The sequence below is a fragment of the Arcobacter defluvii genome (genome assembly GCF_013201725.1).
GTDB classification, from domain to species: domain Bacteria; phylum Campylobacterota; class Campylobacteria; order Campylobacterales; family Arcobacteraceae; genus Aliarcobacter; species Aliarcobacter defluvii.
In genome coordinates this window covers 1,038,956-1,065,582 of sequence record NZ_CP053835.1, presented here as the reverse complement: position 1 = coordinate 1,065,582, position 26,627 = coordinate 1,038,956, and the positions used below count along the sequence as shown (strand labels likewise).

The following is a 26,627-nucleotide window of genomic DNA, read 5'->3' as shown; positions in this document are numbered from 1 at the left end:
AGACCTTGACAACAAAAACTAAAACTTTTTTTGAAGATTTATTTGTACTTTTAGTACTTGGAATAATCATTTATGCAATTTATAGTTTCGTTTTTTCTGATGAAGAAAAAGATGAATTTGTTGAAAATAAACCTGTTATAGAAAAAAGTGTTGAAAATGACAATTTTTCAAAACCAATTGTTGATGAAATAAAAGATGAAGAGTTAGAGAAAAAAGTTGAAGAGACTATTACAGAAACGCAAAAAGAACCTTCTACTACTTTAATTGAACCAACACCTACTGATAATGATAAAACTACAAATGATGTAGAAAGAACAGAAAATAAACCTATTATTGATGAGATAAAAAAAGAAGAACCAATAATAACTACTGAAAAAATAATAGAAAATAAACCTAATGTAGATGAGTTATCAGAAAAACCTCTACAAAAAGAAGAACAAATACTTGATGAAAAAGCAAAAATTGAAGCATTTTATCAAACAATAAGAGAAAAAATTTATTCAAATATAGAAAAGAATATTGATAAAACATCTTTAAAAAATAAAGAATCTGTAAATATAAGAGTAACTATTTTAAAAGATGGTAGATATGAACAATTAACTTTTATGGGTGGAAATAAAGAGAATTATGAATTAATTAAAAATTCAATTTATAATTCATTTCCTGTTATGATGGATGAATCAATTAAAAACAATTTTCCAAGATATTTTAGAATGAAAATTGAATTTTAAATTATACTATTTAGCTTTTTTAAGCTAAATAGTTAATGAGTTTTTGTAATGTTTTTGGTTTAGAGAAAAAATATCCTTGACCTAAATCTACTCCTAATTTCAATAAATTCTCTTCTTGCTCTTTTAACTCAATTCCTTCTGCAACAGTCAGATAACCAAAACTTTTTGAAATAGCTACTATTGCTTTTATAATTTCTTGATTATTAGAAGATAAATCATCAATAAATGATTTATCAATTTTAATTACATCTATTGGAAGTTTTTGTAAATATTGCATAGAAGAATAACCTGTTCCAAAATCATCTATTATGATTTTAAACCCTATTTTTCTCAATTCATTTAATGTTTCTAAAATTTCTTCCATATTTTTAATTATAAAAGTTTCTGTAACTTCAATTCCAATATTTGAAGCATTTAGTTTTGTTTCAAACAAAATATCTTTAAGATTTTTAATAAATTCAGAATCCATCAATTGCACAGTTGATACATTTATAGAAATCATTTCTAAGTTTGTCTCTTTTTGTAAATATTTAAAATCTTCACAAGCTTTTTTGAATACAAAAAGACCCAATTGATTAATAAATCCTGTTTCTTCTGCAATTGAAATAAAGTTCATTGGTTCTATATTTCCTAAGATAGAACTTTTCCATCTTAATAAAGCTTCAACACTAAATATTTTTCTTGTTTGAAGATTATACTTTGGTTGATAAACAAGATAAAATTCACCATTTTTCAAACCTTTAGACATTGATTGTTCTATATTTAATCTTGTATGTACACTATTTGATAAATCTTCTGTATAAAATTCAAATCTATTTTTTCCATTTTGTTTTGCTTTATACATAGCTGTATCTGAATGTTTTAATAAATTTGTTAGATTTTCTCCATCTTCTGGAAACTTTGCTATTCCTATACTACAACCAACTTGTAAAGAGTTATTTTTAATAACTATATTTTTATTAATATTTTTTATAATATTTTTTGCAATATCTTTGATTATTTCATTACTATTATCATTCGTATATTCAATTATAATTGCAAATTCATCTCCACCTACTCTAAAAACATAATTATCACTATGTAAAGATTCTTGAAATCTTTTTGCAATTTCTTTTAATAATAAATCTCCAATATCATGACCTAAACTATCATTTATGATTTTAAAACCATCTAAATCTAGAAATAAAACTGCTAATTTATCATTTTTAGTAGCTTTAGATATTAGTTCATTTAACTTTTTTTCTAAACTTCTTCTATTTGGCAATAGAGTTAAATTATCATGATAAGCTAAAAATTCAACTTTTTCTTGTTGTCTTACATAATCAGTTATATTTAGTTTTATTGCAAGATAACCAGTAATTTCATCATCACTTATAATTGGAGTAATAGAAGCCGTTTCATAATATATTTCATGATATTTATTTACATTAATAAACTCTCCTGTCCATTTTTCTCCTCGATTAAGTATTTCATTCATATTGTTATAAAATTCACTTGATAATCTACCAGATTTTAATATACTTGGATCTTTTCCTAAAGCTTCCTCTCTTTTATATCCTGTTACTTTTTCAAAAGATTCATTTACATAGATAATTCTTCTATTTTTATCTGTCATTACGATTGAATTATCACTATTTTCAACTGCATATTTAAATGCTATTAACTCTTTTTTTGTTTTTATTGATTTAATATAAATGATAATTAACGTAATTAGAAGAGATAAGGAAATAAAAAATAAAACCCAAGCAGTCTTTTGTTGACTCTTTATATTGCTATTGTATTCTTTTATCAAAGTTGATTCTATAAAATCTATTATTTTTTTCATATCAATAGAAATATATTCTTGTTTTATGTTATTTAATCTAGTTAAATTATCAACTGTTGAATTAACTGTTTTATTTAAAAAATTAAAATCTTGATTATTATATTTTTTAGCTAAAAAAGAGAGATTTTTTAGGCTTTCTTCTATAGCTTCCTTTTCAAGTTCAATATTATTTACAAACAGTTTGATTAAAGTAATTAAGCTGTTATCAAAAGTTAAAATATCAGCTGAATTATCTACTATGTAAGTTGTTTTGATTTTTTTACTCAACTCTATTATATAACTTAAAGAACCGATTATTGCAGAATTATTAGATTTAAAACGTTCAATATTTTCATATTTTTCATTCCATTTTTCTTCTAAAAGCTCAATACTTGTACTTAATTTACTTCCAAATTTTTTATAAAATTTTTCATTTTTAAATTCATCTATTAAATTATTCATCTCTTGTGTTTTTTTAACTATCTTATCATAATTTATAAAAGTAGCTTTATTATCAAAAAGAGATTCGAATTCATTATGTAATATTTTTATATTACTTAAAGTATTTAAATAATAATTGAAATTTTTAATTTTACTATTGAGTAAAGTAAGATTGTAAATAAAAAGTGTTGATACAATTATGAATAAAAATAAAAATATCAAAACTGGATCAAGATATTTAAAAAGAAATTTCTGAATTTTATTCATGATTATATAATTGTCCCGTTAGAGATTTTAGAAATAGAACTATCTTTTGAACTTCATCTTCATTCAATGATTTGCCCAATTGATAATGAGCCATAAACTTGACAGTATCCTCTAAATTATCTATTCGCCCATCGTGTAAATAAGGTGCTGTTAATTCAATATTTCTTAAAGTTGGAACTTTAAAATAATATTCATCTAACTCATTTTTTGTTACTTCATATCTACCTTTTGATTTACTTTTAAGTTCAGATACAATTCCAAATTTCGCATATAAATTTCCGCCTATATTTATTCCATGATGACAAGCAATACAACCTTGAGTTTTAAATAAAACATATCCTTGTTTTACTTCATCACTAATTGCATTTTTATCCCCTCTTAAATATCTGTCAAAAGGAGCATTTGGGGTAATTAATGTTTTTTCATATTCTGCTATTGCATCTGCAATATTATTTTTTGTAATTCCATCTTTATAAATAGATTCAAATTTATTTTTATAATCAGTTTTATTTAACTTTGTTATTAAATTTTCAAAGTTATTATCCATCTCAACAGGATTAGTTACTGGACCAAATACTTGTTGATGAAGATTTTTAGCTCTTCCATCCCAAAATTGTACAAAGTTAAAAATAGAGTTTAAAACGGTAGGTGCATTTATATTTCCTAATTTTCCATCAATGCCAACGGAAAACTGTAGATTATCAACTCCACCTTGATTTAATAAATGACAAGTATGGCAAGAAATTGTATTATTTTTAGACAAAATAGTATCAAAAAAAAGTTCTTTTCCTAAATCTGCTTTTTCTATATTTACCTTTATATTTAAAGGAATTGGAGATATTGGTTCTTTAGCAAATAGATAAATTACCAAGGGAAATATATAACAAATTATTTTCAACAAAATAACACCTAAATTAGAATTATTATATTATATAATATTAATAATTAATTTATAAGATTTTGCTATTTAACTACATATGATTAATAAGTATTATTTATATAATTTACAAAATTCTATACATAAAAATAATATTTTTATGTATAGATAAATTATTCTTCTATTTGCTCTATATTTCTCAAACTTTCTTCTTTCAAATATTTATATGTTACAGATAAACAACTAATTACAAAAGCCGTAATAAACATATTCAATAAAGAATAAAGTAATTCAAAATAATTTGAAACAACTACTGTCAAAAAATTTATAATTAAACCATATACAAAAAAAACTAATACAGAAATAATTGTAGGGAAAATTCCTACCATGTAAAAAGATAAAAATTTATAATTTTTTGTAATTGAGAAAGCTTCATAAAAGCCCAGCTCTTCATCTGTTGCAATTGCTGGTAATACAATAGAAATTCTGCTAATTACTATTAGAGTAAATATTAAAGATAAAAGTAAAGAGACTGGAAATGTAAAATTTGCAATAAAGATTTTTAATAAGGCTGTTGAAAAGAAAAAAATCAATAAAAAAGTTAAAGCTCCAAAAAGAAAAATCAAAAAAGATTTAAAGAAAAATTTCCATTCTCTTTTTGTTGTTTTAACACTTTGCCATGGCGAAATATCTTCATTTATTAGAAGTATTCTATGTACAGATACTGCAATTGAGATATTAATCAAGAAAGTCAAAAATAAAAGAAAATATACTAAATATTTTTCTTCTTCATTAGCAAATACTAATCTCCCTTGTACTTCATCATAAATCATAAAATTATCAAAAATCATATTTATCATTGTTAATAAGATAAATGGGATTATTAAAGCTTTAAAAAGTGCAACGCGGTGAATTATTAAATTTTTCAATGATTCGTTCATTAAAAATGAATACATACTTTTCCTTAGAATTTTTTTTAATTATATATTACAAATTACTCTCAAATTACTTTTTTTTATCTAAAATTTATTTTAATTCTTCTAATATTTTTTTATATGGATCTTCCCAACAACAATTATGTTCAGCATCAAAATATTTATACTTTATATTATCTTTTTTTGAAAATTTTGAATAATAAGATAAAAATATATCTTTAGGAATAATTTTATCTTTTGTTCCAATTAAATGATATTGTTTAATATGTTCTAAATTTTTTGAAAAATCTGCTGGATTTAAAGAACCTTCCAATTTAGAAATTTTATGCATTGTAGTCCATTTTTCTATATCTAAATTTCCAGCTATTGTAATAAGTAAATCTACATCATTTCTTTTTGAAGCCAATATAGTTGCAACAGCACCTCCTCCTGAATGACCTATTAAAGTGAAATTTTTATTTTTATATTTTGTTTTTAATATATTTAAGCTTTCATCAAAACTCTTTATTACTTCATCTGAAAATCTTTTATTAGTCCAAAAACTATTATTACATATATTTGAATCTATATATTGACAAGGTCGGGCAAGATAGACTTTACATTCACTATTATCATCAAATATTAGTTTTATAATTGTTGAATCTAGAGGTGTAGGATTTTTTGAAATTATGGTTCTTGATAACCAAGCTAAACCATCACCTTCAATGTAAACTTTTAGATTTTTATTTTGACAGTTGATATTTGGTTTTTGCAAAGAAAATAAAGAAAAAGTTGAAGTAGAAATATCAATTTCATCAAAATTTTTCGTTGTTGCAAGAGATAAAACACTATTTTTTCTTTCACTTGGTGTTGGAATATCTTTTATACAACCTGTTAAAAGAAAAATTACTAATAAAAAATTTATATATTTCATTTTTTATTTTGATAATAATTCAATCTCTCTCAATAAAGCTTTTTTCTTTGCTAAATTTATTAAAGCATCTTTTGATTCTTCAAATGTTGCAACTTTTTCTGGAATAAATTTTTCTATATATAAAATTTGTGTTCCTAAATCTTTTAAAGTTACTTTTACTATCTCACCCTCTTTTTTTCCTTTTAAAGACTCTTTTATTTGAGGATTTAATTTATTTTCATCAACTAATGCCGTTAAACCATTGTTTTGCTTTGAAGCAACATCATTTGAAACTGATCTTACATATTTGATAAATGAATCTTTTTTTTCTTGTTTATTTTTTATTTCATTTAGCATTTCAATAATTCTATCGGCATTTTTTTCATAAGAAACTAAAATATTTCTTAATTCATATTTTGCAACTGTTCTTGGTTTTTCTAATTTATAAAGTTCTTCTAACTCTTTTTGAGTTGGCTTATAACTTTGTATAAATTTATTCGACCAAATATCAACAATTGCTAAATTTTTTGCAACTTCTACATCAACATCATTTTTCATAACCGTAGCTTCTAAAGTTTTTGCTAAATTTCTAACTTTTGAATATTCTTTTGCTAAAGATTCTTTCATTTTAGGATTTTGTTTTTCATAATCAGCATGATATTTTATAGCTGAATATGAAGCTATTTCATTTGCATATATATTAATACTAAAAAAAGCTAAAAATATATATAGAGATATTTTCTTTACTATCATCATTTATCCTTAAATTAAATCTTTTTAGAAACTAATACCAAATGTTACTGTTCCTGAATATCCTTGGAATTTACCATCTTTACTTCTATCATAATCCATATCAAAAATTAAACTTGTTGAATCAGATATTTTTGTTTCTACTCCTAATCCAACGTTATACATAGTTTTATTAAGTTCACTAGCTGGTGTAATAAACTCTTTCCCTCCACCTATATATTGTGCTTTTATATCTGCGCTATTATCTCCAAATGAGTTATATACACTTGCAGATAACTGAGGAATAATCAAAGTATCTTCTAACTCTATATTTGAAGTAAGTTTTGCTCCAACTTCAACTGTTCCTCTATTTAATTTTAGACTATCAACTTTTAAAGCATCGTTTTGATAAGCTGTACCTTTTTCTGTATAACCTTTTTGATTTAATAAACTATACTCTAAAGATGCAAAAGGCGTTACAGAAATTCCATCATTAACAGGAATTGAATATCCTGTTTCTACTTTAGCTGAAATCTGATCAGCATCAACTGTTGACGTTAATTTTCCTGAATTTGCAGTTCTTGTACCGTCAGTTTTATGTTTTGCATAAGATAAATAACTATCTACATAAGCATTTTCAAAAGCTAAAGAAGAGTAAAGTGTTGCTTGAATACTAGTTGTATCTGAACTATCAGAAGCAAGATTGTCCTGATTTGTTTTTGTTGTAGAATAAGCAACAGCCGCACCAAAAATTGTTCCATCATTTGTAATTTTGTCCATACCACCAACAAAACCATAAGTAGTTGTATCAAAACCATCGTATTCATTTACTTTATCTTGAGTTGCTTTTCCACCCATTGCTTTTAACCAAAATGATGTATCAAAACTATAATAATCTCCTGATGATAATCCCATTTTATAAATATTAGGAGTGAAATTATTCATTTCTGTTGTTCTAATATCTGATAATCTTCCTCTTATTGTTGTTATTGCTAAATTTGAAGCAGTTATAGAAGTTTGCATATTTGAATTATTTGCCGTTGGAGCGAGTAATCTTTGAGTATTTATCATCTCTTGTTTTTTCTCTGCTGATAATTGTGTTCCACCATCATATTTTTCCATATTTCTAACAATATCTGCTAAAGCTCCTGCTCTATCAGCTTCATTTGCATATCCAGCAAGTGATTGTGAAGCACCATTTGAATAATCTTTTCCTATTTCAGATTTTACAATATATAAATCTTCTGGATTAAATGAGCCTCCACTTGTTCTATCCGCATATAAAGTAAGATTTGTTCCATTTACTGTAACGATTGAATCTATAATACTATTATCCGTAACCAAACCATTATCTTCTGTTCCATAATAGTTTGAAATTAAATAATTTGATGTTGTAATAAGATTATATTGCCCTGCACCTTCCCAACTTCCTTCATAATCAATATTAATTTTTGAACTATTATCTATTGTTAAAGAAGAAGCTGTAATACTTCCAGAAGCACCATTTTCTACAGCTTGTCCCGCACTTAAATCTGTTGTATAAACTTTAAAATTTAAAGTTGAATCCTTACCTATATTTAATTTATCAGCTATTGAAATATCATTATTACTAACATTTAATGTTGAATTATCATTTAAAGTTAAATTTCCACCAAATGCTATATCATCTTTTATATTCACAGTTGTTTTATTTAAATTATTCCCAATTGTTGTATCTAAAGAATAAATATTATATCCAAGGTCTTGTGTATAAGTATCAGCTGATGTCCCATTTGAAGCAAAATAAACGCTATTAAGTTTAGAAGAAGATTCACCTATATCAGTGTATAAAGTCGTTGTTCCTTCAAAATTTACTGTTCCTTTTCCATCATTTTTTGTTCTTATTGATGTTGGTACACTTGAAACAATTATGGATTTTGAATCATCTACATTTACTATTCCATCTGCATCAAAGATTAAATCCCCATATAAATCACCTTCAAAATTTACAACTCCATTACCACTCACATGAAATGTAGTATCATTACTTTCTTCAACATACACATCATTTTTAAAAGTAACTATTTCGTTATTTGCTCCTGCATAAATTCTTTCAAAAGTTGAATTTCCAGTTGTATTTCCACCTAAAACACCATAAACAGTTGAAGTTCCATTAAAAGTTAAAGTTGCATCATTTGCATTTGTAAACTCTATTCCTGAACTTCCTGTTGTAAGATTTACATTATCTGCAATTTCTAAAGTTCCAGCATTTGAATTAAAATCTACATTTCCTATAAAACCTTCATTATTTGTATCATTATTACCTTTTAAGATAACTGTTCCATCTGAAGCATAATTTAAATTACTTGCATAAACCATATTATTAAATGTTACAGTTTCACCACTTGCTCCAGCAACTATACTTTCTAAATTTTTACTACTACTTCCCACAGTTCCAGTTACACTTGAACTTCCTTCAAATACTAAATTTCCAGTATTTGCATTATCTGTTGATATGATTAAACTATTTAATCCTGTATTTGTAATATTTGCATTATCTGCTAATGTTAAAGTTGCATTATTTCTTAAATTTATAATATCTGCAAAAATTTCTTTTCTTGCTAATAATCCATTTGAAGTTACTGTTCCATTACTATCTTTATCTTGTTCATCATTTGTATTAATATTTAACTCATTAATACCATAAAGTGCGCTTCCAATAAGATCATCAACAACACCATCTCCACTAAAATTTAAAATTCCTGTATTATTTGCTAATGTTTCAACTGAACCTAAAATTCCTTTTCCATCAGCAATATTTACAACTGCATCATTTCCAGCAAAGTTTATATTTCCATCTAAATATCCATTTAAATTTGCTTTTCCAACTCCTGAAAATACTATATTTGAAGTTGTATTTCCAGAAATTGTATTAAAGTTAGTAATTCCTGAACCAAGATTTGTAGTTATTGCATATACATCTTTTTCAAATGTTACAGTTTCCCCATCTGTTGCTGCATTTATCTCTTTCAATTTATTCGCATCTGTTCCTACTGTTCCACTTACTGTTGAACTTCCTTCTAAAGTTAATGTTCCTATTGGAGTTGTACTATTTGTTACTATTGAAGAGTTTATATTTTTATTATCTGCTAAAACTACTGTTCCATCTGCGTTATATCTTATTGACGTCCCTTTATAATTCCCATCTAAATTTACTGTCCCTGTTCCTTCTACATCTAGGTTTGTTGCGTACACATCATCACTGAATGTTGAGTTTGAACTATTCGCTCCTGCATTTATCTCTTTTAATTTATTCGCATCTGTTCCTACTGTTCCACTTACTATTGAACTTCCTTCTAAAGTAAGTATTCCCATATTTGCATCTGCTGTTGTAATTGTCGATGTAATATCACTTCCATCAGCTAAAACTAATGTTGAGCTATTTGCTGTTCCATTATTATTTAAAACTGTACTGTTTGCGTATATATTTCCATTTATTGTTGTAGTTGAATAGTTTGTTGAATTTCCACTTTCTCCAATATTTAAAGTTGAAATAAATGATCCAGAACTTCCTATATTTCCAGTAATAATTTGTGATTTTCCGCTATTATCACCTATAAAACTTACCACTCCTTGATCACTCATATTTGCAACTATATTACTTGTTAAATCCGATTCAAATTTTATTTCTAAAGAATTAATATTTGTAGTTATTGCATATACATCTTTTTCAAATGTTACAGTTTTTCCAGTAATTCCATTAGCGTTTATCTCTTTCAATTTATTTGCATCTGTTCCTACTGTTCCACTTACTGTTGAACTTCCTTCTAAAGTTAATGTTCCTGTTGGAGTTGTACTATTTGTTACTATTGAAGAGTTTATATTTTTATTATCTGCTAAAACTACTGTTCCATCTGCGTTATATCTTATTGACGTCCCTTTATAATTCCCATCTAAATTTACTGTCCCTGTTCCTTCTACATCTAGGTTTGTTGCGTACACATCATCACTAAATGTTGAGTTTGAACTATTCGCTCCTGCGTTTATCTCTTTCAATTTATTTGCATCTGTTCCTACTGTTCCACTTACTGTTGAACTTCCTTCTAAAGTTAATGTTCCTGTTGGAGTTGTACTATTTGTTACTATTGAAGAGTTTATATTTTTATTATCTGCTAAAACTACTGTTCCATCTGCGTTATATCTTATTGACGTCCCTTTATAATTCCCATCTAAATTTACTGTCCCTGTTCCTTCTACATCTAGGTTTGTTGCGTACACATCATCACTAAATGTTGAGTTTGAACCATTCGCTCCTGCGTTTATCTCTTTCAATTTATTTGCATCTGTTCCTACTGTTCCACTTACTGTTGAACTTCCTTCTAAAGTTAATGTTCCTGTTGGAGTTGTACTACTATTATTTATTATTGAAGAGTTTATATTTTTATTATCTGCTAAAACTACTGTTCCATCTGCGTTATATCTTATTGACGTCCCTTTATAATTCCCATCTAAATTTACTGTCCCTGTTCCTTCTACATCTAGGTTTGTTGCGTACACATCATCACTAAATGTTGAGTTTGAACCATTCGCTCCTGCGTTTATCTCTTTCAATTTATTTGCATCTGTTCCTACTGTTCCACTTACTGTTGAACTTCCTTCTAAAGTTAATGTTCCTGTTGGAGTTGTACTACTATTATTTATTATTGAAGAGTTTATATTTTTATTATCTGCTAAAACTACTGTTCCATCTGCGTTATATCTTATTGACGTCCCTTTATAATTCCCATCTAAATTTACTGTCCCTGTTCCTTCTACATCTAGGTTTGTTGCGTACACATCATCACTAAATGTTGAGTTTGAACCATTCGCTCCTGCGTTTATCTCTTTCAATTTATTTGCATCTGTTCCTACTGTTCCACTTACTGTTGAACTTCCTTCTAAAGTTAATGTTCCTGTTGGAGTTGTACTACTATTATTTATTATTGAAGAGTTTATATTTTTATTATCTGCTAAAACTACTGTTCCATCTGCGTTATATCTTATTGACGTCCCTTTATAATTCCCATCTAAATTTACTGTCCCTGTTCCTTCTACATCTAGGTTTGTTGCGTACACATCATCACTAAATGTTGAGTTTGAACCATTCGCTCCTGCGTTTATCTCTTTCAATTTATTTGCATCTGTTCCTACTGTTCCACTTACTGTTGAACTTCCTTCTAAAGTTAATGTTCCTGTTGGAGTTGTACTATTTGTTACTATTGAAGAGTTTATATTTTTATTATCTGCTAAAACTACTGTTCCATCTGCGTTATATCTTATTGACGTCCCTTTATAATTCCCATCTAAATTTACTGTCCCTGTTCCTTCTACATCTAGGTTTGTTGCGTACACATCATCACTAAATGTTGAGTTTGAACTATTCGCTCCTGCGTTTATCTCTTTCAATTTATTTGCATCTGTTCCTACTGTTCCACTTACTGTTGAACTTCCTTCTAAAGTTAATGTTCCTGTTGGAGTTGTACTATTTGTTACTATTGAAGAGTTTATATTTTTATTATCTGCTAAAACTACTGTTCCATCTGCGTTATATCTTATTGACGTCCCTTTATAATTCCCATCTAAATTTACTGTCCCTGTTCCTTCTACATCTAGGTTTGTTGCGTACACATCATCACTAAATGTTGAGTTTGAACTATTCGCTCCTGCGTTTATCTCTTTCAATTTATTTGCATCTGTTCCTACTTGTCCTGTTACAGTTTGTGTTCCACCAGATAATGTTAAAATCCCCTTATTATCATGTGATGTTGTTATTGTTGAAGTTATATTTTTATCATTTGAAAGTATCAAGGTTGAACTATTTGTTGTTGTATTATTTAAAATTGTACTATTTACAAATATATCTCCATTAACAGTTGTTGTTGAAATTGTAGTTAAATTACCAATACTTAAAGTATTTAAAAAATTTAAATTATTTCCTATATTTCCATTAATATTATTTATTCCTATTGTTGTTATATTTCCATCACCTGAATCAGTATTAGTAATATTTCCAGAAAAATTTGAATTTAAAATAATATCTCCATCTTGACTAAAATTCAAATTTCCTGTTCCTGAAGATAAAGAAACATCTCCAGCAAAAGTTGCTGTATTTGTAGTATCCATATCAATAGAACCTGCTGTAACTGCTCCATTAAAATTTACTGTTCCATTTATTTTTATGTTTCCATCTTCAATATTTGTTGAACCTGAAACGGTATTTGAACCATCAAAAATTAAATTTGCTGTATAACTATTTGATGAGATTGAACTTAAAGTTTGAGTAGGAATACCAGGAGCATCAGTTATATAACTAGAAGGTATTATATTTGTATTATAAAAAGTTGTACTATTTTTTGAAATACTTCCTGAAGTAGCTCCAGTTGTAAAAGTTAAATTTAATTCTAATGGAGAAAAGCTTTGGCTTCCTAAATAATATCTTGCAGGATAAAGTGTATACATAGGATCTGTCTGAGCAGCAGCAAATGATGGATCAGTATAAGAACTATTTGCCCAAGAAGTAGGTTTAAAAACTACTGGATTTGTATCATTTTCTGTTCTTGTACTAGATAAAACTCCACTATTTACAGCTTTTTCTACTGTAATTGGATTTGTTCCTCCTGATGGAGTTGTCGTAGAATCAGAAATAGTAGATTGTACATCAGTAAAATAATCAGTTGCATAACTACTTGTATTACCAAAAATCAAAGCACTACCTATTAAAGAAATAGATAGATTTAATCCTATTTTACCACCCTTTAAAATACGAAATCTCGTATCTATAACTCTAAATGATTTCATTTTATTAGAGTTCTCCCTTAAATATATTTATACAGCTTAATAATGGTATATATAATATCTAATTTTTTTAAAATATTTGATAAATATATTATTTCTTAGTTATAAAAAAAACTATTTATTTTTCTAAAATATCTTTCTATTCCATCAAAAGAGTGACTTCCTCCCTCTTCTATTATCAAATCTGTCTCTTCTAGTTTTAAAGCTGCTTCACTAAAATCTAAAACCTCATCTTCTTCTTGTAATAAAGTGATAAAATTTTGAGGATTTTTTATAAATTGTACTTCATAATTTTTTAATGATTTTATATGATTTGATGTGAATTCAAATCGTGAATTATCATAATAATTTGTAACAAATTCCACTCCTTCATATCTATGCAAAGTTCCCCAAGGATTAACTGCTGGATTTATTAAAACAGCTTTCAAATCATACTTATTTGCTAAATAAAGGGCATAAAATCCACCAAGAGAAGAACCTACTAGATAAACTGGCTCTTCTTTATTTAAAGAAAATTCTATTATTTGTTCTAATGTGTCAATTGCTAAATTTGGAATAGTAGGAAGAGAAATTGTTATTATTTCTTCTTCAAAATACTCTTTAAATTTTTGTGGTTTTGAACCAAAGCCCGAACTTGCAAATCCATGAATGTATATTATCATTTTATTTTCTTCCAATTTTTTTATTATATAATTATGCAATTTTACAATAAAAGGCTTGATAATGAAATTATTTTCAAAAATTATTTTCACTTCATCTTTTCTAGTTTTAAATCTGAATGCACAAGTTTTTTCAGTTTTTTTGGAAAATGATGTAATAAATGGAGATGACAAACACTATACAAATGGAACTTATTTGAGTTATTTAACAAACAAAGATACAAATAATTCTTCTAAATATAATAATAGTTTTTTTGACTTAATCTCTAAAATTCCAACTTTCAATAATGATACAAAATATCAAACTTTAGGTTTGACTTATTCACATTATGCCTTTACACCAAGTGATATAGATAAAAAAGAAAAAATTATAGGTGATTTACCTTATGCAGGAGTTGCTACTCTTGATTTTATTTTATTCAAATGGGAAGAAGATTTTTTTCATGAATATACTATTACTTTAGGGGCTGTTGGACCTAGTACAAAAACTGACTCTTTTCAAAAATCTTTTCATAATACAATTGGTAGTACTGAACCACAAGGATGGGACAATCAATTAAAAGATGATTTTTTATATAACTTTTCCTACTCTTATGGTTATAGAGCATTGAAACATGAATTCTCTTATGGAAAAATGGATTTAGTAAATACAATTAGAGCAAATGTTGGAAATTATAATAGATCTTTAATGGCTGGGACAATGATTAGATATGGTAATAACTTTCCAAATAACTTTAATAGTGTAGGAAAATTTATAGGTGTAAATGAAAATAAACTTTTAAATCTTGACTCTAAAACAAATAAAAATTTAGGTTGGTCATTATCTTATGGTTTAGGTTACTCTTATACAGATTATTTTTATGTGAATAATCATGACAAATCTTATGAACTAGATGAATTAAAAGATAGCTTAGTTCAAGTTATTTCATTGGATACTTATCTTGATAAATTTGTTTTATCATTTAGCTTTAAAACTTCAAAAATTAATTTATCAAAAGAGTACAACCAAAATGAAAATTGGGGAGGAATAAATATAGCTTATCTATTTTAGATAAGTTATATTTGATTTCTCAAAGCATTTCTTGATGCTTTATCAACAAGATTAAAAATAGTATCAATTTCATCTTTTAAACTATTTTTTTTATGTCCTTTTACTTTTATAAAAACTAAATCTAACTTATCAGATTTTTCAAAAAATAGCTTATATAATTCATGATTATTTATTAATTTATCTTTAGATGATTTGTACTCATTTTTTTCTAATTTTTCTCTTCTATCTTTTAAGTTTATGATATTTTGACAATCAGTATAAATTTCTATTAAAGAGTTTTTATTTTTTATTTCATCCAAAGCCCAAAGTAGAGTTTGTAGTTCAAGTTTTGTGGAACTTGTATTTTCAAATTTTTTTGTTTTGATAGTTTTTCTCAAATTTTCAAAAGATAAATTTTCATCTTCAATAATCAAAAAACTTCCAAAACCAATTTTTTCTTGTGGATTTACACTTGAATCAGTAAATAATTTTATATTTTTCATAAAAGATAATACAATCTTTTATATTACAAAGTGTCATATTTTATAAAGCACATAAAAAATTTGATTATAATTGCGCTTATGTTTAGAAGGATAGAAAATGGCTAAGAAAAAAATAACACTTTTTGAATGTCAACATTGTGGAGAACAATCTACGAAATGGCTTGGAAAATGTCCAAATTGTGGCTCTTGGGATAGTTTTATTGAATTAAACCAAGAACAACAAGAAGTTTTAAAACACTCTTCAAAAATCATAAATACAACATCAAAAGCAAAACCAATAACCCAAATAGAACAAGATGATGTTACAAGATTTTCTTCTTTTAACTATGAATTTGACTTAGTTTTGGGTGGAGGAATAGTTCCAGGAAGTTTAACTTTAATTGGTGGAAGTCCAGGAGTTGGAAAATCAACACTATTACTAAAAGTTGCTGGAAGTATCGCAAAATCAGGGAAAAAAGTTCTTTATGTTTCTGGTGAAGAGAGTGCTGGTCAAATAAAACTACGAGCAAATAGACTTGAAGCAAATCATGATGAACTCTTTTTATTAAGCGAAATAAAACTTGAAGAGATACAAGATGAACTTTTAAGAGAAAATTATGAAGTTTGTATTATAGATTCTATTCAAACTATCTATTCTTCAAATCTAACAAGCGCACCAGGAAGTGTTTCACAAGTTCGAGAAATAACATTTGAGTTAATGAGAAAAGCAAAAGAGTCAAATATTGCTATGTTTATTATTGGTCATATTACAAAAGATGGAAGTATTGCAGGTCCTAGAGTTTTAGAACATATGGTTGATACTGTTTTATACTTTGAAGGAGAAGCAAGCAGGGAACTACGAATGCTGAGAGGTTTTAAAAATCGTTTTGGAAGTACCAGCGAAATTGGTATTTTTGAAATGACAGCAGAAGGACTTATTAGTGCAAAAGATATAGCTTCAAAATTTTTTGATAAAAGTAAATCTCAAAGTGGTTCAGCTTTAACTGTAACTATGGAAGGAAGTCGTGCAATTATCCTTGAAGTTCAGGCACTTGTAACAGAAAGTACTTATCCAAATCCAAAAAGAAGTGCAACAGGTTTTGATGCAAATAGACTTACTATGCTTCTTGCACTTTTAGAGAAAAAAATAGATTTACCACTAAATACTTATGATGTATTCATAAACATAAGCGGTGGAATAAAAATCAAAGAGAGTTCAGCTGATTTAGCTGTAATTGCTGCTATTATTTCATCATTTAGAGATAGACCTATTTCAAAAGAATCAGCTTTTATAGGTGAAGTTTCACTAACAGGTGAAATAAAAGATGTTTATTCTATTGATTTAAGATTAAAAGAAGCCCAAGCTCAAGGTATAAAAAAAGCTGTTATTGCTCAAAAAACAAATTTAAAACTTGATATTAAGACTTTTGCAGTTGATGAAGTCTCTAAAATGATAGAATTATTTTAGAATTTATGTCTCAAAAATGATAAAACTATTTTAAGGAATAAAATGATTGATTTAGATAATGGAACAGAATTTGAAATAGATATTTTAAGTTTAGAAAATATCGCAAAAACACTAACAAAAAAAGATATTGAACTTCTTGTTGTAAAAAATGATGAAATTAAAAAATTAAATAAAGAACATAGAAATATAGATAAAGCAACTGATGTTTTAAGTTTTCCTATGGATTTTGAAATGCCAAATATGCCTTTAGGTTCTATTGTAATTTCAACAGATTTTGTAGAAGAAAAATCAAAAGAGTATGGACATAGTTTTAATGAAGAATTATCACTTTTATTTATTCATGGAATATTGCATCTTTTAGGTTATGACCACGAAGTTGATCAAGGTGAACATAGAGCAAAAGAAGAAGAGTTAATAAAAGAGTTTAATTTACCTGACAGTTTAATAGTAAGAAATTCTTAATAAAATAGCCTAGTTACAACTAGACTATTTTGAACAATGAGGACAAAGTCCACTTAAAACAATACTTGTTGAGTCAATTTTAAATGAACTCAATTTGTTTGCTTGTTCTTGAATACTTGATGCATCAAGCATAATATCTTCGATATAACCACAAGAAGAACAAACTAAATGTGCATGTTCAGTTTTTACCAATTCATAAACAGATTTTGAATTTGGCAACTTAACTTCTGATAGAAAAACTTTTTCAACCATTGCATTAATATTTTTATAAATAGTTGCTAATGATACTGAAGGGAACTTAGATAATAGTTTTTTGTATAAATCATCAATGTTCATATGACCATTTTTATAAAGTTCTTCAACGATTGCTACTCTTTGAGGAGTAACTTTTAAATCATATTCTTTTAATAAATTCGTATAATTTGTCATAAATTCTTCCTTTCGCGGAATCATACTACTTTAATATTTATTTCCACATAAATTACATAGCTTTTTAGAGATATTTTTTCAAAGATTCTCTATGCTATTATTATAGCATAAATTTTACTATTGGAAAATAATTTTCTTTTAAGTTTTAATATTTTATAATTCTCAAATAATAAATATTATCCTTTAATAAAATTAATTATTAAAGTTTTATTTATATAATGTTATAATAAAAAGACTAAAAAAATAAAGGGAAAAAAATGAAACAATACGAAACTTATAAATGTAATAAATGTGGCAATGAAGTAGAAGTACAAAATGTTGGTGGAGGAACTTTACACTGCTGTGGTCAAGAAATGGAAATGATTACAACAAATTTAACAGCTGTTAATTTGATGAAAGCATTTGCAGGTGAATCAATGGCAAGAAATAAATATGATTTATATGGTGATATTGCTTACGAACAAGGGTATCATAGAATTGCAAAGTTTTTCCATGAAGCTGCAGTTAATGAAAAATATCATGCACGTGCAGAATACAAAGCTTACAATAAATTAGTAAATGATTATGAACTTGATTCAACTGCTAAAAATATCATAACAGCAGCAGATGGAGAACAATATGAGCATGAAGAAATGTATCCAAATTTTGAAGCAATTGCTAAAGAAGAAGGATTAAAAGAGATTGCAAGATTATTTAAAGCTATTGGAAAAGTTGAAGTTGAACACGAAAAAGAGTATAGAGAACTTTTACAAGCTTTAGAAGATGAAGGTTTCTTTGAATCAGAAGAGGAAGAAGAGTGGGTTTGTGAAGTATGTGGACATGTTCATAGAGGTAAAAAACCACCAAAAGAGTGTCCTTTATGTAGAGTTGAAAAAGAGTACTTCAAGAAAAAATCAAAAGATGTAACTGTTGGATAAAATCTAAATTAGGTAAAACTTCTTAAAGTTTTACCTCTTAAAAATAATATCTTCGATAAGATTACATACAAAATTATCGGAGTTTGTTTCTTGCTTAAATTTTTTATTTTTTTTATTTTTCTTATCTCTTTAAATGCTGATAATTTAAAAATTGCAACTTACAATGTAGAAAATTTATTTGATTTAAAAAATGATAATGATGAATATACTGAGTTTATCCCCAATGGAAAATCCCAATGGAATCAAAGAAATTTCAATATAAAACTTAATAATCTTATACAAGTGTTAGAAGATTTAGATGCAGATATCATTGCACTTCAAGAAGTTGAAAATAGAGATTTAATGATTCTTTTACAAAAAAAACTTCCAAAATATAAATATTACTCTTTTGTAAAATATTCTAATTCAGCAATAGGATTGGGATTTTTATCAAAAGTCAAAATAGAAAACACCAAACATATTGATGTAAAATTTAGAACAAGAGTTTTTAGACCAATACTTGAAACAACTTTTGTTTATGAAAATATTGAATTTAAAGTTTTTAATAATCATTGGCCTTCAAAAGCTGTTGGAGAAAGTTATAGGGTTAAATATGCTAAAACTTTACAAGATAGAGTAAAAGATATAGAAAAAGATTATGATTACATTTTATTAGGTGATTTTAACTCTGATTATGATGAATTTGAAACTTTTAAAAGAAGTCAAAAATTAAATAATACTTCAGGAATAACAGGAATAAATCAAGTATTAAATACAACCTTAGATGATAAATTTATTACATATTCTAATATTTTAAAAGAAGAGAAAAGAGTTCATTATAATTTATGGTTAGATTTAAATCCAAGTGAAAGATTTTCAACAAAATTTAAAAATCAAAATAACACTCCTGATAGTATACTTGTTCCTCCTGCTTTATTTGATAATAAAAAACTTTCATATATACCAAAATCTTTTTATGTTTTTAAACCAACTTATTTATATGAAAATGGTCAAATAAACAGATGGAAAATGAGTGATGATAGATTTCTAAAAATTCACAAAGGGAAAGGTTATTCAGACCATCTTCCTATCATTGCCCAATTTTCTATAAAAAAAGATGATAGAAATATTATAAAAAAAATAGAAAAGAATAAAGAAGAAATAAAAACCATAGAAGATTTATATAAAGAAGAAAAATTAACTAAGCCAATTTTTTTAGATAATGTTGTTGTTATTTATCAAGATGAAGATAAGGCTATTGTAAAAAGAGAAAATGATAGAGCAATTTATATCTATAAAAACGCTCAAAATCTAAAACTTGGTTTTTCATACAATATTCAAGTAAATCAAATAAATACATATTTTGGCTTAAAAGAGATAAAAGATTTTATTGTTGAAGAAGAAAAAAATTTCATTGATTATAAATCACTATTTTTAGATACTTCTAATATAAATATTTTTGATTTTAAGTATGAAAATGAAATTATAAAAAATCTAAAAGGTACTGTTAAAAATTCAAGGCTTTATTTAGATGAAAACAAATATATAAAACTTTATGCAAAAAATAGAGATTTACTTCCTAAAAATGGAGATAAAATCACTATTTTAAATGCTCATCTAGCTTCATACAGAGGAAATATGCAAATTATAATTCATAAAAAAACTGATTACAAAGTAGGAAATTAATGTTAATTAAATCAATTTTTACAAATAGTTCAGGTATTTTAGTTTCAAGGATTTTAGGTTTTGTAAGAGATTTACTAACTGCTTCCATTTTAGGAGCAAATATCTATTCTGATATCTTTTTTATTGCTTTTAAATTACCAAATTTATTTAGAAGTATTTTTGCTGACGGAGCTTTTACTCAAGCTTTTATTCCTTCTTATGCAAAATCAAAACATAAAATCAGATTTTCATCAGTTGTTTTTTTACAATTATTTGGATTTTTAATCATATTATCTTTGATTGTAACTATGTTTTCTCATATTGTTGCAAAAGCTTTTGCGATTGGTTTTTCAAAAGAAACAGTTGATTTAGCTGCTCCACTATTTGCAATAAACTTTTACTATTTGCCAATTATTTTCACAGTTACATTTATGGCTGCGCTTTTACAATACAAACACCATTTTGCAACAAGTGCATATTCAACTGCGCTTTTAAATCTTGGAATGATTGCTGCACTATTAATTTCTAAAAATATGGATAAATATGAAATTACTTTTTATTTATCTTATGGGGTTATCGTTGGAGGAATTTTACAAATTATTGTTCATTTGATTGCAGTTAAAAGAGCAAACTTATGTAAAATCTTTCACTTTAAAAAGCATAAGAAAAAAGAAGAAACAAAATTTTATAAAAACTTTTTTTCTGCAACATTAGGTTCATCAACTATGCATCTTTCAGCTTTTATTGATACTTGGTTAGCCTCTTTTTTAATAAGTGGTTCTATTTCATACCTTTATTATGCAAATAGAGTTTTCCAGCTTCCTTTGGCTATTTTTGCAATTGCAACTTCAATTGCCCTATTTCCAATGGTAGCACGTGCAATAAAAAATAAAGATGAAAACAGAGCCTTACATCTAATGAAAAAATCATCTATTATTTTATTTGCCGTTTTATTCTTTTCTATGTTAATTGGAATTGTATTTAATGAATTTATTATTAAACTTCTTTTTGAAAGAGGAGCTTTTACAAGTAATGATACACAAAATACTGCTTTGATATTAACTATGTATCTAATTGGTCTTTTACCTTTTGGTTTAGCAAAAATTTTCTCACTTTGGTTATATTCAAATGAACAACAATTTTTAAGTGCAAAAATATCAATGAAAAGTTTAGCTTGGAATATTATTTTTTCTTTAATATTAATCAAACCATTTGGAGCTGCTGGTCTTGCCTTTGCAAGTACATTAAGTGGATTTATTTTATTTTTTCTAACTATTAAAGCTTTTGGTTTTGATAAATTTATAAAAATGTTCAAAAAATAGATTACTATTTTTTAACATTTTAAATTTAGTTATATTTAGCAAGATTAAGCTATAATAAAAGCTTTACATACAATTATACTAGGATTTCTATGAAAGACTTTTTCAAACAATATATTCCATATTACAAAAATTATAAATTAGAATTTTTTTATTCATTAATAGGGATAATTTTAGTTGCAAGTTCAACAGCAGGAACTGCTTATGCAATTCAACCTTTATTAGATGAAATTTTTATTAATAAAGATGAAAAAATGCTTTATATGATGCCTTTATTTGTTGTTATATTATACACAGCTAAAGGGTTTGGACGATATATTCAAGCTTATTATATTTCATATATTGGTCAAGATATTACTAGAATTGTAAGAGATAAACTATTTTCACACGTTTTGACTTTAGATATGGATTTTTTTCAAAAAATTCATGGAGGAGAACTTGTAAGTAGAATTACAAATGATATAAATAGAATCCAAAGAGCCGTATCAAATAGTATTGCAGAATTTATCAGAGAAAGTTTAACTGTTGTTGGATTAATTGGACTTGTAATTTATCACTCTCCTGAATTGGCATTTTACGGTTTAGTTGTTTTACCACTTGCCATTTATCCATTATCAATTCTTGCAAAAAAAATGAAAAAACTATCTTTCAAATCTCAAGAAAGTAATTCAGATATTACTACAAGTCTAAACGAATCTTTTAATAATATTGAAATAATTAAAGCAAATTCAACTGAAAAAATTGAGATGACAAAGTTTTCAGTTCATAATATGATATTTTTTAAATACAATATGAAATCAGTTAGAACAAATGAACTAACTTCACCTGTAATGGAAATTATTGGAGCATTTGCATTTGCAGCAGTAATTTTAGTGGGTGGTTCAAAAGTAATTTCAGGAGAATTAACAACTGGAACATTTAGTTCATTTATAGCTGCTTTATTTATGTTATACACTCCCATTAAAAAAATATCAAGTCTTTATAATAGTATGCAAGATGCAATTGCAGCAAATGAAAGAATCAATGATATGTTCTCAAAAAAACCAACTATTATATCAGGAACTATCAAAGCACCAAAAGATATTAATGAGATTAAATTTGAAAATGTAGAACTAAAATATGAAGATTTTACTGCTTTAAAAAATATAAATCTAAATGCAACAAAAGGTGAAATTGTTGCACTGGTAGGAGATAGTGGTGGTGGAAAATCATCACTTATAAATTTAATAATTAGATTTTATGATGTAACTAAAGGAAATTTACTGATAAATGGAATTTCAATTAAAGATTTTGATACCAAATCTTTAAGGGAAAATATTTCAATAGTAACACAAAGAGTTTATATATTTAACGACACAATAGCAGCTAATATCGCTTATGGTCATGAAATTGATGAAGTCAGAGTTATTGAAGTTTTAAAACAAGCTCATGCTTACGATTTTGTTATGGCAATGAAAAAAGGTATTCACACAATTTTAGATGAGTTTGGAACAAATCTAAGTGGAGGACAAAGACAAAGAATTGCAATAGCAAGAGCTTTATATAAAAATCCAAAAATTTTAATTTTGGATGAAGCAACTTCAGCACTTGATAATAAAAGTGAATCAATTATTAGTGAAGTAATTCACGAAGTAAGTCAAAATAAAATAACATTTATAATAGCACATAGATTAAGTACAATAAAAAATGCAAATAAAATTGCTGTATTTAAAAATGGTGAAATTGTTTCTATTGGAACAGAAAATGAACTATTAAATTCTTCTAATGAGTATCAAAGATTGTATAATTCAGCTAATATTTGATGATTTTTGGATAAAATGCCTCAATTTTAAAAAAGGGATTAAATTTGTTTAGCTATGAAACACTAAAAAAAATCTTGTTCAAATTTGAGCCAGAAACTGCCCATCACATTGCAGAATTTGGACTTAAAGCCTTAGGAAAATGTAGAATTGCAAAAGCATATATGGAAAAGAAAAATTATATTTCTAATCCAAAATTAACTCAAGAAGTTTTTGGTGTAACATTTGCTAATCCAGTTGGACTTGCTGCTGGTTTTGACAAAAATGCAACTATGATAAAAGCAATGAAATCTCTAGGTTTTGGTTTTACTGAAATTGGAACAATGACACCTCGTCCACAAGATGGTAATCCAAAACCTAGAATGTTTAGATATCCTGAACAAAAATCAGTTCAAAATGCCATGGGATTTAATAATTTAGGAGCGCATACTGTTTTAAAAAACTTAAAAAAAGTTTATCCTTTTTCTATACCAATTGGTGTAAATATAGGTAAAAATAAAACTACTCCAGAAGAGTTTGCATTAAGTGATTATAAAACTTTAATTAAAAAATTTGAAACAACAAATGATTATTTAGTTATAAATATTTCAAGTCCAAATACGCCAAACTTAAGAGATTTACAAAATGAAAAGTTTATTACTGAACTTTTTGTTATGGCAAAAGAGATGACAAATAAACCTATTTTGTTAAAAATTGCTCCGGATATGGAAGCATCTGTTGCTATTGATTTATGTAAATGTGCAGTAAATGCAGGTGCAGATGGAATCATAGCTACAAATACAACTATTGATTATAGTTTAGTTCCAAATTGTCAAAATTTTGGTGGTTTAAGTGGTGCTTGTTTAACACAAAAATCTGCTAATTTATTTAAAGAATTAGCACGTGAACTATTTGGAAAAACTATTTTAATCTCTGTTGGTGGTATTTCAAATGGTGCTCAAGCTTATGAAAGAATAAAAAATGGAGCAACACTTGTTCAAGCATATTCTGGGTTAATTTTTGAAGGTCCTTCAATGGTTAGAAAGATAAATGAAGAAATTTTAGAACTTCTTTCAAAAGATGGTTTTGAAAATATCAAAGATGCTATTGGAGCAAATTTAAAATAAAAAGGAAAAATAATGAATAGTACAAAAATCAATAACTTATTTAAACTATTTGCTATTCAATTTTCACTATTAATAATGATTTCGGGAGAATCTATGGGAAGTAATTTACCAAAATATTATACAAAAACATTAGAAAATGGATTAGAAATTGTCGCAATTCCTATGAAAAATAGTTCAAATGTAATATCAACAGATATTTTTTACAAAGTTGGAAGTAGAAATGAAAAAATGGGTAAAAGTGGAATTGCTCATATGTTAGAGCATCTAAATTTTAAATCTACAAAAAATTTAAAAGCTGGAGAATTTGATGAAATAGTAAAAGGTTTTGGAGGAGTAAATAATGCCTCTACATCTTTTGATTATACACATTATTTTATCAAATCAAGTTCTAAAAATATGGATAAATCATTAGAACTTTTTTCAGATTTAATGGAAAATCTTACACTTAAAGATGAAGAATTTCAACCAGAACGTGACGTAGTTGCAGAAGAAAGACGTTGGAGAACAGACAATAATCCAATGGGATATTTGCAATTTAGATTGTTTAATAATGCTTATATCTATCATCCATATCATTGGACACCAATTGGATTTATGAGTGATATTCAGAATTGGTCAATCGAAGATATTAGAGATTTTCATAGTACGTATTATCAACCAAAAAATGCAATTGTTGTAGTTGCAGGTGATATAGATGAAAATGAAGTTTTTAAATCAGTTGAAAAACATTTTAAAAATATTAAAAATACAAAAGAGATTCCTTCAAAACTTCATACAGTTGAGCCAAAACAAGATGGAGAAAAAAGAGTAACTGTACATAAAGATTCTGCTGTACAGATGATAGCAATTACTTATCATATTCCAAATTTTGAAGATAAAGATCAAGTTGCATTAAGTGCATTAAGTGAACTTTTAAGTAGTGGAAAAAGTTCTATTTTACAAAAAAGACTAATAGATGAAAAAAGATTAGTAAACACAATTTATGCTTATAATATGGAATTAAAAGACCCTGGATTGTTTATGTTTATAGCAGTTGCAAATGAAGGAATTTCTGCTTTAGAAATTGAAAAAGAAATTTTAGATACAATTGCGCGAATCAAAAAAGGTGAAATTTCTCAAAAAGATATAGATAAAATAAAAATCAATACAAAAGCTGATTTTATTTTTTCATTAGAAAGCTCAAGTGAAGTAGCTTCTTTATATGGCTCTTTTTTAGTTAGAGATAATATTCAACCTCTTTTAGATTATGAAAAGAATGTAGAAAAACTATCAAAAGAAGATTTGATTAATGTTGCAAATAAATATTTAAATAAAAACAATTCTACAACAGTTATTTTAAAGGACGAAAAAAAATAATGGACTATTCTATTAGTAAAACAAATTTTGGAGAAAAACCTGAGTTTGAATATCCTAAACCTCTCTTCTTAGAAGAAATGGGAGAAGATGGATTAAAAAAACTATTTAGTGATTTTTATGATTTAATAATTGATAGTGACATTGGAAATTTTTTTCCTCAAGATGAAAAAGAGTTAGAAAAAGTAAAAGCGCATAATGTTAAATTTTTTATTGAGGCTTGTGGTGGAGAAAAACATTATTCAAATGCTGTAGGACATTTTGATATGTTAAAAACTCATAAACAATTTTCAATAACTGAAAAAGCAAGACGTGAATGGCTTGGTTGTATGGAAGAAGTTTTAAAAAAAATTGATATTTCTGATGAAGCAAAACAAAGTTTTTGGAATTTTCTAGAAACATTCTCAAAACATACTGTAAATGTTGATGAAAGACAAGAATTAGAAGATTTAGTAGTAAAAAAAGGATAA

General features: G+C 26.3%; 20 protein-coding genes. 11 read left to right on the top strand and 9 right to left on the bottom strand.

Annotated elements, in window-relative coordinates; translation table 11 throughout:
• Nucleotides 1–5: 5 nt before the first annotated feature.
• The gene (locus ADFLV_RS05335) at nt 6–731 is read left to right on the top strand and encodes a hypothetical protein (RefSeq protein WP_129011156.1); all 726 of its coding nucleotides are present in this window, start codon (nt 6–8) and stop codon (nt 729–731) included.
• A gap of 19 nt (nt 732–750) precedes the next feature.
• Here ADFLV_RS05335 and ADFLV_RS05330 read toward each other — a convergent pair whose 3' ends face one another.
• The 7 genes from ADFLV_RS05330 to ADFLV_RS05300 all read right to left on the bottom strand — a co-directional run bounded on the left by ADFLV_RS05330 (nt 751) and on the right by ADFLV_RS05300 (nt 14,151).
• Nucleotides 751–3,243 carry an EAL domain-containing protein gene (locus ADFLV_RS05330; protein ID WP_129011157.1) on the bottom strand — a complete coding sequence of 831 codons (2,493 nt, stop codon included), beginning with the start codon at nt 3,241–3,243 and terminating at the stop codon, nt 751–753.
• Entirely contained in the window at nt 3,236–4,144 is a 909-nt protein-coding gene (locus ADFLV_RS05325; protein ID WP_228712378.1) for a cytochrome-c peroxidase, read from the bottom strand. The genes ADFLV_RS05330 and ADFLV_RS05325 overlap by 8 nt, the downstream gene beginning before the upstream one ends.
• Before the next feature lie 149 nt (nt 4,145–4,293).
• Nucleotides 4,294–5,076, bottom strand: a complete 783-nt coding sequence (locus tag ADFLV_RS05320) for a hypothetical protein (protein ID WP_129011158.1) — start codon at nt 5,074–5,076, stop codon at nt 4,294–4,296.
• Nucleotides 5,077–5,146: 70 nt separating this feature from the next.
• Nucleotides 5,147–5,968, bottom strand: coding sequence for a lipase family protein (locus tag ADFLV_RS05315; protein WP_129011159.1), 822 nt, complete (start codon nt 5,966–5,968; stop codon nt 5,147–5,149).
• A gap of 3 nt (nt 5,969–5,971) precedes the next feature.
• Nucleotides 5,972–6,700, bottom strand: coding sequence for a peptidylprolyl isomerase (locus ADFLV_RS05310; RefSeq protein WP_014473831.1), 729 nt, complete (start codon nt 6,698–6,700; stop codon nt 5,972–5,974).
• A 24-nt stretch (nt 6,701–6,724) separates the two neighbouring features.
• Nucleotides 6,725–13,492, bottom strand: coding sequence for an autotransporter domain-containing protein (locus tag ADFLV_RS05305; RefSeq protein ID WP_172658760.1), 6,768 nt, complete (start codon nt 13,490–13,492; stop codon nt 6,725–6,727).
• Nucleotides 13,493–13,587: 95 nt separating this feature from the next.
• Nucleotides 13,588–14,151 carry a YqiA/YcfP family alpha/beta fold hydrolase gene (locus ADFLV_RS05300; RefSeq protein WP_014473829.1) on the bottom strand — a complete coding sequence of 188 codons (564 nt, stop codon included), beginning with the start codon at nt 14,149–14,151 and terminating at the stop codon, nt 13,588–13,590.
• A gap of 61 nt (nt 14,152–14,212) precedes the next feature.
• On the opposite strand from ADFLV_RS05300, the gene ADFLV_RS05295 reads away from it, so the two are divergent.
• Nucleotides 14,213–15,199: a lipid A deacylase LpxR family protein gene (locus ADFLV_RS05295; protein ID WP_129012157.1), complete on the top strand. Its 987-nt coding sequence runs from the start codon at nt 14,213–14,215 to the stop codon at nt 15,197–15,199.
• Between the two features lie 5 nt (nt 15,200–15,204).
• Here the strand turns inward: ADFLV_RS05295 and ADFLV_RS05290 are convergent, their stop codons facing one another.
• Nucleotides 15,205–15,681: a ribonuclease HI gene (locus ADFLV_RS05290; RefSeq protein WP_129012158.1), complete on the bottom strand. Its 477-nt coding sequence runs from the start codon at nt 15,679–15,681 to the stop codon at nt 15,205–15,207.
• Between the two features lie 97 nt (nt 15,682–15,778).
• On the opposite strand from ADFLV_RS05290, the gene radA reads away from it, so the two are divergent.
• On the top strand, nt 15,779–17,128 hold the full coding sequence (radA, locus tag ADFLV_RS05285) for a DNA repair protein RadA (RefSeq protein ID WP_129012159.1): 1,350 nt from the start codon (nt 15,779–15,781) through the stop codon (nt 17,126–17,128).
• Nucleotides 17,129–17,170: 42 nt separating this feature from the next.
• Nucleotides 17,171–17,590, top strand: a complete 420-nt coding sequence (gene ybeY / locus ADFLV_RS05280; RefSeq protein WP_129012160.1) for an rRNA maturation RNase YbeY — start codon at nt 17,171–17,173, stop codon at nt 17,588–17,590.
• A gap of 24 nt (nt 17,591–17,614) precedes the next feature.
• Here ybeY and ADFLV_RS05275 read toward each other — a convergent pair whose 3' ends face one another.
• Nucleotides 17,615–18,019 carry a Fur family transcriptional regulator gene (locus ADFLV_RS05275; protein ID WP_014473824.1) on the bottom strand — a complete coding sequence of 135 codons (405 nt, stop codon included), beginning with the start codon at nt 18,017–18,019 and terminating at the stop codon, nt 17,615–17,617.
• Nucleotides 18,020–18,276: 257 nt separating this feature from the next.
• Between ADFLV_RS05275 and ADFLV_RS05270 the strand changes: the two genes are divergently transcribed.
• The 7 genes from ADFLV_RS05270 (at nt 18,277) to ADFLV_RS05240 (ending at nt 26,627) form a co-directional block, all read left to right on the top strand.
• A complete protein-coding gene (locus ADFLV_RS05270; RefSeq protein WP_014473823.1) occupies nt 18,277–18,936 on the top strand; it encodes a ferritin family protein in 660 nt (219 codons plus the stop codon).
• 90 nt (nt 18,937–19,026) lie between these two features.
• Nucleotides 19,027–20,601 carry an endonuclease/exonuclease/phosphatase family protein gene (locus tag ADFLV_RS05265; RefSeq protein WP_129012161.1) on the top strand — a complete coding sequence of 525 codons (1,575 nt, stop codon included), beginning with the start codon at nt 19,027–19,029 and terminating at the stop codon, nt 20,599–20,601.
• Nucleotides 20,601–21,902, top strand: coding sequence for a murein biosynthesis integral membrane protein MurJ (murJ, locus tag ADFLV_RS05260; RefSeq protein WP_129012162.1), 1,302 nt, complete (start codon nt 20,601–20,603; stop codon nt 21,900–21,902). The genes ADFLV_RS05265 and murJ overlap by 1 nt, the downstream gene beginning before the upstream one ends.
• 89 nt (nt 21,903–21,991) lie before the next feature.
• Nucleotides 21,992–23,701, top strand: a complete 1,710-nt coding sequence (locus tag ADFLV_RS05255) for an ABC transporter ATP-binding protein (protein ID WP_014473820.1) — start codon at nt 21,992–21,994, stop codon at nt 23,699–23,701.
• A gap of 44 nt (nt 23,702–23,745) precedes the next feature.
• Complete coding sequence (locus ADFLV_RS05250; protein WP_129012163.1) at nt 23,746–24,804, top strand: quinone-dependent dihydroorotate dehydrogenase; 1,059 nt, start codon at nt 23,746–23,748, stop codon at nt 24,802–24,804.
• A gap of 12 nt (nt 24,805–24,816) precedes the next feature.
• Nucleotides 24,817–26,160: a M16 family metallopeptidase gene (locus tag ADFLV_RS05245; RefSeq protein WP_014473818.1), complete on the top strand. Its 1,344-nt coding sequence runs from the start codon at nt 24,817–24,819 to the stop codon at nt 26,158–26,160.
• The gene (locus tag ADFLV_RS05240) at nt 26,160–26,627 is read left to right on the top strand and encodes a globin domain-containing protein (protein ID WP_014473817.1); all 468 of its coding nucleotides are present in this window, start codon (nt 26,160–26,162) and stop codon (nt 26,625–26,627) included. The genes ADFLV_RS05245 and ADFLV_RS05240 overlap by 1 nt, the downstream gene beginning before the upstream one ends.

Bases quoted from the DNA above. Each gene is read 5' to 3' on its own strand.
- radA (WP_129012159.1), top strand. From the start codon at position 15,779: ATGGCTAAGAAAAAAATAACACTTTTTGAATGTCAACATTGTGGAGAA.
- ADFLV_RS05295 (WP_129012157.1), top strand. From the start codon at position 14,213: ATGAAATTATTTTCAAAAATTATTTTCACTTCATCTTTTCTAGTTTTA.
- ADFLV_RS05315 (WP_129011159.1), bottom strand. From the start codon at position 5,968: ATGAAATATATAAATTTTTTATTAGTAATTTTTCTTTTAACAGGTTGT.
- ADFLV_RS05320 (WP_129011158.1), bottom strand. From the start codon at position 5,076: ATGTATTCATTTTTAATGAACGAATCATTGAAAAATTTAATAATTCAC.
- ADFLV_RS05240 (WP_014473817.1), top strand. From the start codon at position 26,160: ATGGACTATTCTATTAGTAAAACAAATTTTGGAGAAAAACCTGAGTTT.
- ADFLV_RS05305 (WP_172658760.1), bottom strand. From the start codon at position 13,492: ATGAAATCATTTAGAGTTATAGATACGAGATTTCGTATTTTAAAGGGT.
- ADFLV_RS05275 (WP_014473824.1), bottom strand. From the start codon at position 18,019: ATGACAAATTATACGAATTTATTAAAAGAATATGATTTAAAAGTTACT.
- ADFLV_RS05310 (WP_014473831.1), bottom strand. From the start codon at position 6,700: ATGATAGTAAAGAAAATATCTCTATATATATTTTTAGCTTTTTTTAGT.
- ADFLV_RS05300 (WP_014473829.1), bottom strand. From the start codon at position 14,151: ATGATAATATACATTCATGGATTTGCAAGTTCGGGCTTTGGTTCAAAA.
- ADFLV_RS05330 (WP_129011157.1), bottom strand. From the start codon at position 3,243: ATGAATAAAATTCAGAAATTTCTTTTTAAATATCTTGATCCAGTTTTG.
- ADFLV_RS05255 (WP_014473820.1), top strand. From the start codon at position 21,992: ATGAAAGACTTTTTCAAACAATATATTCCATATTACAAAAATTATAAA.
- murJ (WP_129012162.1), top strand. From the start codon at position 20,601: ATGTTAATTAAATCAATTTTTACAAATAGTTCAGGTATTTTAGTTTCA.
- ADFLV_RS05290 (WP_129012158.1), bottom strand. From the start codon at position 15,681: ATGAAAAATATAAAATTATTTACTGATTCAAGTGTAAATCCACAAGAA.
- ADFLV_RS05245 (WP_014473818.1), top strand. From the start codon at position 24,817: ATGAATAGTACAAAAATCAATAACTTATTTAAACTATTTGCTATTCAA.
- ybeY (WP_129012160.1), top strand. From the start codon at position 17,171: ATGATTGATTTAGATAATGGAACAGAATTTGAAATAGATATTTTAAGT.
- ADFLV_RS05270 (WP_014473823.1), top strand. From the start codon at position 18,277: ATGAAACAATACGAAACTTATAAATGTAATAAATGTGGCAATGAAGTA.